We start from the raw sequence: 12468 nt of genomic DNA on the forward strand, positions 1-12468 counted from the left end.
TTTCAAGAATATGCCAAGCTCGCGGAGCCTCCCGTCCCGCGGCGGCTTCCGTCCTTACTTGTAGCGCCCGTGGCGCTGCAGAACCTCGATCTTGTAGCCATCGGGGTCGGTCATGAAGAAGAAGCGGGCAAGCAACGCCCCGTCGCGGTTGAACTCGACGATCTTGCCGGGGTCGAGCCCAAGATCGGTCACCCGTTTGTGCTCGGCATCGAGGTCGGCGACGCTGACGGCGAGGTGGCCGTAACCGGTGCCCAGATCATAAGCCTCTTCCCGCCCCTTGTTGACGGTCAGTTCGAGCTCGAACTCGCTCTCTGAATTGCTGAGATAGATCAGCGTGAAGGTGTCGAAATCCAGCCGCTCGGCAATGTCGAGCCCGAAGGCCTTGCTGTAGAAATCGAGCGATCGGGCTTCTTCCATTACCCGGATCATCGAATGGATCATTTTCGCCAAGGGATGCTCCTCGTTTCAGGCAAATCATCGAATGGTCGAAGTTTCCGCCACCGGCGGCAAATCGGGTAGCAGCCCGCTACCGCACCGACAATTTTTGCCGGATCGGCAGCTGCCAGGCTGCGGCCCGCGCGAAAAACCGCCACGTTTTGGGAAATTGACCGGCAAACCATCGGGCCGCATAATGCGTATCAAAAGAAAAGCCGGAGGAGCATGCCATGTGTGAAGTCTTTGCGGGACAGGACCCCGCCCGTTACCGCGCGGTCAACCGATCGGTGAGGATCGCCGGCCATTCCACCAGCATCCAGATCGAGGCCGCGTTCTGGGACCTGATCGACGAAATTGCAGGCAGCCAGTCGATGTCGACCTCGCGTTTCCTGTCGACGCTCTATGACGAGGCGCTGGAGATCAACGGCTCCGTGTCCAACTTCGCGTCGCTCCTGCGCACCAGCTGTCTGATCTATCTGATGGGCAAGGCACAGCACCCGGAAGCCCATCACGAGTTCCACATCATCGCGGCGGAATGAACCGAGCCGATTGGCGCGTTTCCCTTTACGACGGATGAAGGTTCATTCGTCTCCGTCGTCGCTTGGCTCGCCCTCGCCTCCGCGAAGCGGCAGCTGAATATTGGCCATCACCGCTTCCAGGTCTTCGAGCAGCTTCTGCATCTCCCGCATGCGCTCGGCACCGAAGGCACGGGTGATTTCGGCATATATCTCCTCCGAATGGGGAGAAACCTTTTCGATCAGGTCGAGACCGGCCGCGCTGATGGTAATGCGCGCGCGACGCAGATCGTTCTCGTCGGGATGACGCTCGATCAACTGGCGGGCCTCGAGATCGCGCAGGATGCGCGACAGGCTCGGGCCGAGCAGGAAGGTGGCGCGGGCAAGCTCGGTCACCTCGATTTCCTTGACGGTCATCAGGGCCCTAAGGATGCGCCACTGCTGCTCGGTCAGGTCATACATCCGCAGCGAATTGCGGAAGTGTTTCATCACCGATTCTCGCGCCCTGAGCAGAAGCATCGGCAGGGAGCGGGAGAAATGCCGGAGCCGCACGCGGGGCACAGGTCCCCCACTCTCGCGCGGCGGCTCGGCGTTCTCGGACTGATCCGCGGTCTTGTCCGCCATTTCCTCTCCCGCTCTAAGGGCCAAGGCTCAACCCTTCTTGACCTCGGCGAGGAGCGTCTGTGCGCCCTTCGCCAGGACCCCGACATCGCTGCCGACGGCGATGAAGCAGGCGCCGGCGTCGCGGGCAAGCCGGATCATCGTCGGATCGGTGGTCATGATGCCGGCCGGCTTGCCGAGCAAGACGACCTTGCGGATCAGCGCATCGACTGCCGCCATCACGTCGGGATGACGCGGATTGCCGGTATGGCCCATATCGGCGGCAAGGTCCGAAGGCCCGATCAGCACCCCATCGACGCCCTCCGTGGTGACGATCGCCTCGGCATTGTCGATGCCAAGCTGGCTCTCGATCTGCACGATCAGGCAGATCTGCTCGTTGGCGGTTTCGACATAGTCGGCGATCCGGCCGAAATCGGAGGCACGGCCGAGACCTGCCCCCATGCCGCGAATGCCCTCCGGGGGGTAACGGCAGGCACGGGCAAGCCGCAGCGCCTCTTCCCCCGTCTCCACCATCGGAATCAGCAGCGACTGCGCGCCGATATCCAGCGCCTGCTTGATCAGCCAGGTTTCACCGACCGGAAGGCGGACCACCGGATGGGCGGCATGACGCGCGACGGCGGCGAGCTGCGCGGCGATCAGCGGAATGTCGTTCGGCCCGTGCTCGGCATCGATCAGGATCCAGTCGAAACCGGAGCCGGCAGAGACTTCCGCTGCATGCGGGCTCGCCAGCGCGACCCAGAGACCGTAGAGCGTCTGGCCATCGAGAATGGCCTCCTTGAAGACATTGACCGGTGCGGGCATGAACATTTCTCCTTAGGCAAAATAGCAGCTGACGGTGCCGTGCGGCCCGAAATCACTGGTGATGGTGTCGCCGTGGCGGGCCTCGATCGGACGGATGAACGACCCGGCCAGTACGACCTGCCCCGCTTCGATCTTTCCGCCATACTGATGCAGCCGATTGGCAAGCCAGGCAATGCCGCGGGCCGGATGATTGAGCACGCCGGCACCGAGACCGGTTTCTTCCACCTCTGCATTGCGCGAAACGATCGCGCCCATCCAGCGCATGTCGACCTGATCGGGGCGCATCGCCCGGCCGCCGAGCACGATTCCCGCATTGGCGGCATTGTCGGAAATGGTATCGACGATGGTGCGCGACTTCATCGTCTCGGGATCGACGCGCAAAATGCGCGTATCGAGGATTTCCAGCGCCGGCGTGACATAGTCGGTGGCGTTCAGCACGTCGAAGACGGAAACGCCGGGGCCGGACAGATCCTTCTTCATGATAAAGGCGATCTCGGCCTCGATGCGCGGCTGGATGAAGCGATGATCGGGGATCACCGCGCCGTCGTCGAAACGCATGTCGTCGAGCAACACGCCGGAATCCGGAATGTCGATGTTCAGCGCATACTGCATGGCCTTGGAGGTGAGCCCGATCTTCCAGCCGATCGAAGTGCGCCCCGCCGCCATCTTCAAGCGAACCCATTCGGCCTGCACGGCATAGGCATCGTCCATCGTCATGCCCGGATAGGCGAGCGACAGGAGCCCGGTCTGCTTGCGGGTTCTTTCCGCCTCGTCGAGGCTTTTCGCAGCGGCGGCGACCTGTTCAGGCGTCATCATCTTCAAACCTCGTCTTTGACCGTGTTGCGCAGGATACCGATACCGTCGGCCTCGACCTCGATCACGTCGCCGGGTTTCAGCCAGATCGGCGGATCGAATCGCGCGCCCGCCCCGGTCGGCGTTCCGGTGACGATGATATCGCCCGGCACCAGCGTCGTGAACGTCGAAACATAGGCGATGATCTTTCTGAAGGAGAAGATCATGCGGCTGGTGCGATCGCTCTGGCGCACCTCGCCATTGACCCGCGTCTCGAGCCTGATGTCGGCAATCTGGCTCTCGTCGGTGAAGGGCACGAGCCAGGGACCGATCGAACCGGAACGGTCGAAATTCTTGCCCTGGGTGACGTTGAACTTGGCATGGCGCACCCAATCGCGGATCGTGCCTTCATTGCACAGCGACAGTGCAGCGATGTGGGACAGTGCATCGGCTTCCGCAATGCGCCTACCGCCTTTGCCGATCACGATGACCATCTCGCCCTCATAGTCGAGTTGCTCGCTTTCCGGCGGTCGGATCAGCGGCTGGTCATGGCCCGTGAACGAGCGCGGGAAGCGGACAAACAGCGACGGGTTCGGCGGCGCCTCCTGGCCGTCCTTGTATTCGGCATTGCGGTCGGGAAAATTGACACCGACACAGATGATCTTTTCCGGCTGCGGGATCGGGATTTCGTAGGTGATCGCGCTGACGGGATCGTCCGGCTTCATCTCCGCCGCCGCCGAGACGAGTTCACCGAGCGCTCCTGCCTCGATCACTTGCTTCAGCGTCGGCCAGCGGGCACCGAAGCGGGTCGAAAGATCGACGACGCCGTCATCGGTAATGGCACCATAGGCGGCACGGCCGTCGATCGTGAAGCTTGCCAGTTTCGTCGTCATTGTCATTCCTCTTCAAGACCCCTCCCCGACCCTCCCCACAAGGGGGAGGGAGTCTGTCGCGCCAGACGCGCCGGCTTCAGTCAGTCGACACCGTCCGTAGTCTTTCGACACCGCCCGTCTGACCAAACCGAGGACCCAACCGGCTTGCCACAAACTCGACCCGCCCCCTCCCCCTTGTGGGGAGGGTTGGGGAGGGCTCACGCCACCGTCTCACGGCGCGATGATCGGTTGCGCCTTCAAGATCGCCTCGCTGACTTCCGTCCCGGCAAACAGGCTGCCGTGCTCGAACCAGGAACGCGGCGCCGGCGCGCCCCACAGCGTCTGGCGCTGCGGGTCTTTCAGGTCCCACTTGATCGGCTCCAGGTCCGGATCGACCGTCTGGTAGTCGGAGCAGTAGATCTCGATGCGATGGCCGTCCGGATCGAGGATGTAGAGGAAGAAGGCGTTGGAAATGCCGTGGCGGCCGGGGCCGCGCTCGATATTGGCGAGATAGCCGGTGGTCGACATCAGGTCGAGCAGGTCGATGATGTTGAGCGGCGTCGGCACCCAGAAGGCGGTGTGGTGCAGGCGGGGCCCGAGACCATTGGTGAACGCCATGTCGTGCACGCCGCCCTTGCGATGCATCCAGGCCGCCCAGAGCCGCTTCGACTCGTCGTCCTCGGTATATTCGGTGACGCGAAAGCCCATCTCGTTGTAGAAGGCGACCGAGGCATCGACGTCTGGCGTGAAGCAGTTGAAGTGGTCGATCCGGAGCGGCTTGACGCCGTGATAGAGCTTGTACTGCTGGTGGATCGGCGCCAGGCGGTCCATCTTGAAGTAGAATTCCAGCGGCGTGCCAAAGATGTCGATCGCCCGCAGCGTGCGGCCCTGATACGGACGCTCCACCCAACCGTTCGCCAGCCCCTTGGCGTCGAAGAAGGCCTTGGCCTTGTCGAGGTCATCTTCCGCATAGACCTTGAGCGAAAGCGCGGCGACTTCCGATTTCTCGCCCTTGCGCAGCACCATGCAGTGATGGCCGCGTTCCTCGAGCGCGCGCAGATAGATCGTAGAGGCATCCTCGTCGGTCACCTGCAGGCCGAGCGTGTCGACATAAAAGGCGCGGCTGGCGGCCAGATCTTTGACGATGAATTCGACATGGCTGAGGCGCACGACGTTGAAGGGCGGATAAAGATTGGGCTGTGGTATCGGCATCGGGTTCTCCTCCTCTCCGTCCGAGCGGCCGGGCCGGTGACGGATCATCTCAAAGACAATTCAGGGCGCGGACCGGGATCGCTCGCCGCCGCCCGCGCCTAGGCAATCGGTTCAGCCGCCCAGCTTCGGGATGGCGTGGGCGCCGGTGGCAAAGGCGATATTCTTGGTTTCCATGTAGAAATCGAAGGACCAGTCGCCGCCGTCCCGGCCGATGCCGGAATTCTTCACCCCGCCGAACGGCGTCGGCAGGTGGCGGACGTTCTCCGAGTTCACCCAGATCATCCCGGCCTCCAGCCGGTCCGAGAAGCGGAAGGCGCGTGTCACGTCGGAGGTCCAGACATAGCCGGTCAGGCCGTACTGGACGTCATTGGCGAGCGAAAGTGCCTCGGCCTCGTCCTTGAACGGGATGGCGGTCAGCACAGGCCCAAAGATTTCCTCCTGGGCGATGCGCATCTTGTTGTTGGCGCCGGTGAACAGGGTCGGCGAGACATAGCAGCCGCCGCCCGGGCCGTCGAACCTGGCGCCGCCGGCGGCAACCGTCGCCCCCTCGCCCCGGCCGATGTCGATATACTCCAGCACCTTCTTTTCATGCACCGGATGGATCAGCGGACCGACCACGGTTTCCGGATCGAGCGGATGGCCGACGTTGATGCGCTTGGCCTTTTCCGCGACCTTGGCGGTAAAGGCATCGTAGATGCTTTCCTCGACCAGCAGGCGCGAGGACGAGGTGCAGCGCTCGCCGTTCAGCGAATAGATCATGAAGACGGCGGCGTCTGCTGCGCGCTCCAGATCGGCATCGGCAAACACGATCACCGGGTTCTTGCCGCCGAGCTCGAAATGTACGCGTTTGAGGGTATCGGCACCCTGGCGCATGATCATCGAACCGGTGCGGCTTTCGCCGACGAAGCCTATCGCCTTGATGTCGGGATGTTCGGTCAGCGCCTTGCCGGCCTCTTCGCCAAGACCGTTGACGAGGTTCCACACGCCCTTTGGCAGGCCGGCCCCTTCTGCGATCTCCACCAGCAGCCGGGCAGTGAGCGGCGAAAATTCGGCCGGCTTGTGCACCACCGTGCAACCCGCCGCGAGCGCCGGCGCGATCTTCCAGGTCGACAGCATGAAGGGCGTGTTCCACGGCGTGATGACGCCGACGGGACCGATCGGCACGCGCGTGGTCATATTGGTCTGATCGCTGGTGCGAAGCACCTTGCCGTCGCGCGCCTCCGGCGCCTTGTCGGCGAAGAAGCGGAAATTCTCCGCCCCGCGCAACGCCGCCTTGGACATGAATTTCAGCGCCTGGCCCGTATCCATGCACTCGACAAAGGCGATTTCCTCGGCGCGGGCGACGATGGCATCGGCAATCTTGTGCATCAGCTTCTTGCGCGCATCGCCGGGCATGGCGGCCCATTCGGCAAAGGCACCCTTGGCGGCCTTGGCGGCACGGTCGACATCCTCGGCCTTGCCGCGCGCAACCTTGGCCATAGGCTTGAGGTCGACGGGAGAGATAATCTCGAAGGCCGTCCCGTCGGCCGCCGGAACGCTTTCGCCGGCAATGTGATTGAGGACACCATCGGCCTTGAAACGGGCGAGATAGCCCTCGGCCTTGGCGATGTTTTCGTCGAGCTTCGACATGGTCAGGTCCTTTGTCTACCCCGGATGCGGGCTATTGATCCCTGAGGCGGGCATGCATCGAATTCTTCTTCCAGCTCAGCGCCGGGTCGATCTCGACGACCTCGAGCGAGAGCGCGAAATGCGGGGCAGCCAGAAGCGGAGCGAGCTCGGCAGCGACCGCCGCCATGATCGCGTCGCCGGCGCGCTTCTTGTCTTCGGCGCTGCGGCCGGCGCCCAGGCGAAAGACCATGTCGACAAAACCGTTTTCGATGTGCCGGTCGGCGATGGCATAATGCGGTGCGGGATAGGCGCGCACGCGCGGAGCCCCAATCTCGAACAAGCCGGTAGACAGGATCGCCTCATGCGCCGCGCGACAAACAGCGGACATGTCCGCCTTTTGGTCGAGATTGGCGGAATACTCCAATCGCAGATGCGGCACGTGCTCTCCTCCTCGTCCCGTCCATTTATTTAACGTGTTAATTAGAATGGCGGAGTGTGTCAAGGGGAGGACGCGCCACTCCCCCGCCGGACTTGCGACCGAAACGATTCACTTAACGCGTTAATGAGGCAGGAACGACGGCCTGCCCTCAGGCGCTACGGGCGCGCATCCCCGCCAACCGGCGCGCCGGCATGCTGTCCTTCGCGCCAGACGCCCGGTGGCTCGCCCGTGCGCTGGCGGAAGAAGCGCGAGAAATAGGCCGGATCCTTGAAACCGGTCTCGTAGGCAATGTCCTCCACCGTGCGGACGGTGAAAAGCAGCAACCGCTTGGCCTCCAGCAGGCGTCGATCGTTGATCAGCTCTTTCACCCCCTTGCCATGCACCAGGGAAGCGGCCTTGGCGACAAGATGCGGGGTCGAGCCCAGCATCCCGACATAGTCGCCGACGCTTCTATCCTCGCGAAAATAGAGGTCGATCAGTCGCTTCAGTTCGCTTGCCAAGGCTACAGGGCCTGCCGATCGCATGATGGCGGCCTGCGACGAGAGCCGCGCCATGAAGGACAGCACGGCGGAGGCGAGCGGCAGCACGATCTTCTCCATGCCCGGCTGGCCCGTCAGGTATTCCTCATGCGCCATCAGCATCAGCGCGCGCATTCGCTCCCAGGTCGGGTCACACCGCTCCGAGCGCAACATGATCGGCCGGTCGAGCGGCAGCAGACTATGGGCCGCGACCAGCGGCAATACACCGTCGGCGATCGAGATCACCACGGCATCCGAATTCGGCCCCACATCGAAGCCATGCACGACATGGCTCGGCACGAAGCTGATCGCCGGCGCCGAAAATTCCAATGTTTTGTCTTCGATCAGGTAGGACCCGCCGCCCCGGGTCCAGAAGGTCACCTGCGCCAACTGCTCGTGCATGTGCGGTTCCGCCCGGCCGTGATGGATATGCTGCCGCTGCGAAATCAGCTCGACGTGCAGGAAGCCGATATCGAGCGGACGGGGGGTCTCGCCATAAATGAAATAGCTCGGAATGTCGTTCACACGTTAACCACCGAAAAAAGTACAAGCGATTTCGCCATTCTGTGCATGGGCGGAGCTCTCATCAAGACCTAATTTGGACAAAGAGGAACAGGGAGGAAACCATGAGATCCGAAGACTACCGCGCCGACACCAGGCGTCCGTTCACCGGCGCCGAATACATCGCCTCGCTGCGCGATGGCCGCGAGGTCTATATCAACGGCGAACGCATCGCCGACGTCACCACCCATCCTTCGATGCGCAATTCGGTGCGCTCGCTGGCGCGCCTCTACGATGCCCTGCACGATCCGGCCAAGAAGGACCTGCTGACCACGCCGACCGACACCGGCAATGGCGGCTATACCCACAAGTTCTTCAAGATCGCCCGCTCCGTCGACGATCTGGTCGGCCAGCAGGCGGCGATCACCGAATGGGCCCGCATGTCCTATGGCTGGATGGGCCGCACCGCCGATTACAAGGCGGCGCTCATGAACACGCTCTCGGCCAATGCCGAATGGTATGGCGACTATAAGGACAATGCCATTGCCTGGCACAAGCGGACCCAGGAATCGGCCTTGTTCCTCAACCACGCGATCGTCAACCCGCCGATCGACCGCCACAAGCCGGCCGAGCACGTCAAGGACGTCTTCGTCCACGTGACCAGGGAAACCGACGCCGGCATCTATGTTTCCGGCGCCAAGGTCGTTGCGACCTCGTCGGCGCTGACCCACTACAACCTTCTGGCACAGGCCTCTGCGACGGTCACCGAGGACCCCTCGCTGTCGATCACCTTCATCGCCCCGATGAATGCACCGGGCATCAAGATGTTCTGCCGCACCTCCTATGAGCAGACAGCGAACACGACGGCCGAACCGTTCGACTATCCGTTGTCCTCGCGCTTCGACGAGAACGACGCGATCCTCGTGCTCGACAATGTCTTCGTGCCCTGGGAGGATGTGCTGATCTACAAGGATGCCAAGCGCATCCTGTCGTTTACGGTCATGTCGGGCTTCATGCACGGCTACTGTTTCCAGGGCTGCAACCGCTTCGTCGTCAAGCTGGAATTCCTCGCCGGCCTGTTGGCCAAGGCGCTGCGCGCCACCGGCGGCGACGCCTTTCGCGGCAACCAGGCCATGCTGGGCGAGGTGATCGCGCTGCGCCACAAGTTCAAGAGCTTTGCCGACACCATGGCCCGCAACCCGATCGAATGGGTGAACGGCACCAAGCTGCCGAACCTTGAGGCGGCGCTCTGCTACCGCACTTTCATGTCGGACGCCTATCCCCGCATCATCGACCTGATCCGCCGCACCGTCGCCTCGGGCCTGATCTACCTGCCTTCCTCGGCCAAGGATTTCGCCAATCCGGAGATCGACCGCTATCTGGCGCAGTATGTGCGCGGCTCGAACGACATGGGTCATATCGAGCGCATCAAGATCATGAAGCTCCTGTGGGACGCGACCGGGACCGAATTCGGCGGGCGCCACGCGCTTTACGAACTGAACTATGCCGGCGCCCCGGAAGACGTGCGTCTGCAGGTGTTGAAGGGCGCAGAGAAGGGCACGATCCTGCGCGACATGGAGGCTTTGGTCGACACCTGCATGAACGACTACGACGAGAAGGGCTGGACCGGCGACACCTGGCTCGGGCCGATTGGCAGCGAACCACCGCTGCGCAGCGCAGCCGAATAGGGAGAGCGCCATGCAGGCCGGTGTATCGAAGACCGAGTTCCGCAATGCCATGGCGCGCGTCTGCGCCCCCGTCAACATCGTCACCACCAACGGACCCGCCGGACGCGGCGGGTTCACCGCCACCGCCATGTGCTCCGTGACCGACGAACCGCCGACGCTCCTCGTCTGCATGAACGGCCGCTCCACCCAGACCGGCCTGTTCCTCGAGAACAAGCGCTTCTGCGTCAACGTGCTGAGCCCGGAGCATCAGGGTCTCGCCAACCTCTTTGCCGGCGGCAGCGCAGATATGGGCGCGCGCTACGCCGCCGCGAACTGGGTCGGCATGACGGGTGGCACCGAGGCGCTGGCCGATGCCATCGTCTCCTTCGACTGCCTGCTCGAGGACGTGCGTCAGGTCGGCACCCATCATGTCTTCATCGGCCGGGTCGAGAGCCTCCGCGCGCGCACCGACGGTCACGCCCTGGCCTATTTCGACCGCAGCTATGTCCAGGTGCCGAGCCTGCTGGCGGGCTGAGTTGCCTCGGCCGACACACGACACCTGCAACAAATTGAGCCGCGGCGATGATCTCGCCGCGGCTCTTTCTCTTCCAGTCGCTCGAAGGCTGTCCGGTCAGTTCGACAGCATATGCGGCAACCACAGCGATATCGCCGGGAAGGCAATCAGCAGCGCCAGGCGCACCAGCTCGCCGAGGAAGAACGGGAAGACCCCCTTGAAGGTCTGGCCCATCGGCACGTCCTTGGCGAGCGAACTGATGACGAAGACGTTCATCCCCACCGGTGGCGTGATCAATCCGAGTTCGACGACGATCAGGGCGAGGATACCGAACCAGATCTTCACGTCTTCCGGGTCCATGCCGAAGTCGAGTTCGCTGACCACCGGCCAGAAAAACGGCATGACCAGGAGGATCATCGACATGGAATCCATCAGGCAGCCGAGGATGATCAGCGCGATCAGCAAGAGGATCAGGATCACCATCGGCGAGAGGCCGGAATTGACCATCATCTCCGCCGCCGCCTGGGGAACGCCGCCACGCGACATGAAGATCTTCAACAGTTCCGCGCCGAGCAGGATCAGGTAGATCATGCCGGTGGTCTTGGCAGTCTCGAGCAGGGCCCAGCGATAATCCTTGAGGTTTACGCCGCGCCGCAGCGAACCGTAGATCGCCACCAGCGCCACCCCGACGGCCGCCGCCGGTGTGGGATTGTAGAAGCCGACATAGATGCCGCCGATGACGATGACGAAGATCGCCAGCACCGGCACGACGCCGAAGGTCGCCGACAGCCATTCCGCCCGCGACAGCTTGTCGCCGGCCGGACCCGATTCGGGCGAGACGCGCACATAGATGGCGATCACCAGGATGAACAGCGCAACCGCGATCAGGCCGGGGAAGAGGGCTGCGGCAAACATCGAGACGATGTTGGCCTCGACGATGATCGCATAGACGACCAGCACCACGGAGGGAGGGATCAGAATGCCGAGCAATCCGCCGGCCGCGAGCGTCCCGGTCGCCAGCGCGCCCGAATACCGGTAGCGCTTGAGTTCCGGCAGAGCCACCTGGCCCATGGTCGTGGCGGTGGCAAGCGAGGAGCCGCAAACCGCGCCGAAGCCCGCGCAGGCCGCGATCGCCGACATGGCCACACCGCCGCGCATGCGCCCGAACCAGGCATTGGCCGCGCGAAACAGGTCCTGGGACAGGCCGGCGCGGGTGGCGATATAACCCATCAGCACGAACATCGGGATGACCGACATGTCGTATTTTGAGAACTGGCTGAAGCCGAGCGTCTTCAACTGGTTGAGGAAGACACCGGGTCCATTGAGGGCGATCGTGCCGACCGCGCCGACGACGATCATCGCATAGGCGATCGGTACACGGATGCCGATCAGGACGATCAGTGCGCCAAGGCCGACCAGCCCGAGGAAAAGACTATTATCCATCAGTGATACACATTCCTGCTGGGGTGGGCGATATCCTGATAGCTCTCGGCGAGCGTGACGACGGCGGCGACGGCGACCAGGATCAGCGAAATGACGATCGGCACGAAGGCATAGCCGATCTGAATTTGCAGGATGGCAGTCTGGTAATCATAGGAGAACTGGTCCTGCGTGCCGATCCATGTCCGCCAGGCCATGACGACGGAGAACACCAGGGCGATGATCGCGGAGAAGAACACGAGAACCGCTTGCCAGCGGCGGCCGAGCCCGGAGGTGAAGATGTCCGCGGTGACATTGGCGCCGGTCAGTTGGCAATAGGGCAGGAATGCGAAGGCGCCGACGGCGACCCCGAGTTCGGTCAATTCGAAATCACCCGGCAGCGGATGGCCGAACGCGCCGGTGACGACGCTGATGCTCTGGATCGCGACGACGGCGAGGATGACGACCCCGCCGAGCAGTGCCCAGGCCTCGATAAGGCGGTGGGTGAGGCCTTTCGGCCCCACCCTTTCTTCGTTTTGCGTGGTGGCGTCCAT

Annotated in this window: 14 protein-coding genes; 3 read left to right on the forward strand and 11 right to left on the reverse strand. The window is 63.0% G+C overall.

Features of this window, described 5'->3' with window-relative positions:
* Positions 1-54: 54 nt before the first annotated feature.
* Positions 55-450: a VOC family protein gene (locus tag DYZ14_RS18095; RefSeq protein WP_154721983.1), complete on the reverse strand. Its 396-nt coding sequence runs from the start codon at positions 448-450 to the stop codon at positions 55-57.
* 215 nt (positions 451-665) lie between these two features.
* Here DYZ14_RS18095 and DYZ14_RS18100 point away from each other — a divergent pair, with 215 nt between their 5' ends.
* Complete coding sequence (locus tag DYZ14_RS18100; RefSeq protein WP_154721984.1) at positions 666-974, forward strand: ribbon-helix-helix domain-containing protein; 309 nt, start codon at positions 666-668, stop codon at positions 972-974.
* Positions 975-1016: 42 nt separating this feature from the next.
* Here the strand turns inward: DYZ14_RS18100 and hpaR are convergent, their stop codons facing one another.
* From hpaR to DYZ14_RS18140, 8 genes are all read right to left on the reverse strand, one after another.
* Entirely contained in the window at positions 1017-1574 is a 558-nt protein-coding gene (gene hpaR / locus DYZ14_RS18105; protein ID WP_154721985.1) for a homoprotocatechuate degradation operon regulator HpaR, read from the reverse strand.
* A gap of 27 nt (positions 1575-1601) precedes the next feature.
* The gene (locus DYZ14_RS18110; protein ID WP_154721986.1) at positions 1602-2372 is read right to left on the reverse strand and encodes an aldolase/citrate lyase family protein; all 771 of its coding nucleotides are present in this window, start codon (positions 2370-2372) and stop codon (positions 1602-1604) included.
* A gap of 12 nt (positions 2373-2384) precedes the next feature.
* Complete coding sequence (hpaH, locus tag DYZ14_RS18115; RefSeq protein WP_154721987.1) at positions 2385-3188, reverse strand: 2-oxo-hept-4-ene-1,7-dioate hydratase; 804 nt, start codon at positions 3186-3188, stop codon at positions 2385-2387.
* A gap of 2 nt (positions 3189-3190) precedes the next feature.
* Entirely contained in the window at positions 3191-4057 is an 867-nt protein-coding gene (locus DYZ14_RS18120) for a fumarylacetoacetate hydrolase family protein (RefSeq protein ID WP_154721988.1), read from the reverse strand.
* Between the two features lie 210 nt (positions 4058-4267).
* Positions 4268-5248 carry a 3,4-dihydroxyphenylacetate 2,3-dioxygenase gene (hpaD, locus tag DYZ14_RS18125; RefSeq protein ID WP_154721989.1) on the reverse strand — a complete coding sequence of 327 codons (981 nt, stop codon included), beginning with the start codon at positions 5246-5248 and terminating at the stop codon, positions 4268-4270.
* A 111-nt stretch (positions 5249-5359) separates the two neighbouring features.
* On the reverse strand, positions 5360-6877 hold the full coding sequence (gene hpaE / locus DYZ14_RS18130; RefSeq protein ID WP_154721990.1) for a 5-carboxymethyl-2-hydroxymuconate semialdehyde dehydrogenase: 1518 nt from the start codon (positions 6875-6877) through the stop codon (positions 5360-5362).
* Between the two features lie 31 nt (positions 6878-6908).
* The gene (locus DYZ14_RS18135; protein WP_154721991.1) at positions 6909-7295 is read right to left on the reverse strand and encodes a 5-carboxymethyl-2-hydroxymuconate Delta-isomerase; all 387 of its coding nucleotides are present in this window, start codon (positions 7293-7295) and stop codon (positions 6909-6911) included.
* Positions 7296-7450: 155 nt separating this feature from the next.
* Positions 7451-8338: a helix-turn-helix domain-containing protein gene (locus DYZ14_RS18140; protein ID WP_154721992.1), complete on the reverse strand. Its 888-nt coding sequence runs from the start codon at positions 8336-8338 to the stop codon at positions 7451-7453.
* 101 nt (positions 8339-8439) lie between these two features.
* Here DYZ14_RS18140 and DYZ14_RS18145 point away from each other — a divergent pair, with 101 nt between their 5' ends.
* Complete coding sequence (locus tag DYZ14_RS18145) at positions 8440-10002, forward strand: 4-hydroxyphenylacetate 3-hydroxylase N-terminal domain-containing protein (protein ID WP_154721993.1); 1563 nt, start codon at positions 8440-8442, stop codon at positions 10000-10002.
* A 10-nt stretch (positions 10003-10012) separates the two neighbouring features.
* On the forward strand, positions 10013-10516 hold the full coding sequence (locus DYZ14_RS18150) for a flavin reductase (protein WP_154721994.1): 504 nt from the start codon (positions 10013-10015) through the stop codon (positions 10514-10516).
* A 96-nt stretch (positions 10517-10612) separates the two neighbouring features.
* Here DYZ14_RS18150 and DYZ14_RS18155 read toward each other — a convergent pair whose 3' ends face one another.
* Both DYZ14_RS18155 and DYZ14_RS18160 read right to left on the reverse strand, forming a co-directional pair.
* Positions 10613-11938, reverse strand: a complete 1326-nt coding sequence (locus DYZ14_RS18155; protein WP_154721995.1) for a TRAP transporter large permease — start codon at positions 11936-11938, stop codon at positions 10613-10615.
* Positions 11938-12468, reverse strand: a complete 531-nt coding sequence (locus DYZ14_RS18160) for a TRAP transporter small permease (protein WP_154721996.1) — start codon at positions 12466-12468, stop codon at positions 11938-11940. Before DYZ14_RS18160 ends, DYZ14_RS18155 begins: the two co-directional genes overlap by 1 nt.

The organism is Ciceribacter sp. T2.26MG-112.2 (genome assembly GCF_900492205.1).
Classification (GTDB): Bacteria; Pseudomonadota; Alphaproteobacteria; order Rhizobiales; family Rhizobiaceae; genus Allorhizobium; species Allorhizobium naphthalenivorans_A.

Bases quoted from the DNA above. Each gene is read 5' to 3' on its own strand.
- DYZ14_RS18100 (WP_154721984.1), top strand. From the start codon at position 666: ATGTGTGAAGTCTTTGCGGGACAGGACCCCGCCCGTTACCGCGCGGTC.
- hpaR (WP_154721985.1), bottom strand. From the start codon at position 1,574: ATGGCGGACAAGACCGCGGATCAGTCCGAGAACGCCGAGCCGCCGCGC.
- DYZ14_RS18110 (WP_154721986.1), bottom strand. From the start codon at position 2,372: ATGCCCGCACCGGTCAATGTCTTCAAGGAGGCCATTCTCGATGGCCAG.
- hpaH (WP_154721987.1), bottom strand. From the start codon at position 3,188: ATGATGACGCCTGAACAGGTCGCCGCCGCTGCGAAAAGCCTCGACGAG.
- DYZ14_RS18120 (WP_154721988.1), bottom strand. From the start codon at position 4,057: ATGACGACGAAACTGGCAAGCTTCACGATCGACGGCCGTGCCGCCTAT.
- hpaD (WP_154721989.1), bottom strand. From the start codon at position 5,248: ATGCCGATACCACAGCCCAATCTTTATCCGCCCTTCAACGTCGTGCGC.
- hpaE (WP_154721990.1), bottom strand. From the start codon at position 6,877: ATGTCGAAGCTCGACGAAAACATCGCCAAGGCCGAGGGCTATCTCGCC.
- DYZ14_RS18145 (WP_154721993.1), top strand. From the start codon at position 8,440: ATGAGATCCGAAGACTACCGCGCCGACACCAGGCGTCCGTTCACCGGC.
- DYZ14_RS18150 (WP_154721994.1), top strand. From the start codon at position 10,013: ATGCAGGCCGGTGTATCGAAGACCGAGTTCCGCAATGCCATGGCGCGC.
- DYZ14_RS18155 (WP_154721995.1), bottom strand. From the start codon at position 11,938: ATGGATAATAGTCTTTTCCTCGGGCTGGTCGGCCTTGGCGCACTGATC.
- DYZ14_RS18160 (WP_154721996.1), bottom strand. From the start codon at position 12,468: ATGGACGCCACCACGCAAAACGAAGAAAGGGTGGGGCCGAAAGGCCTC.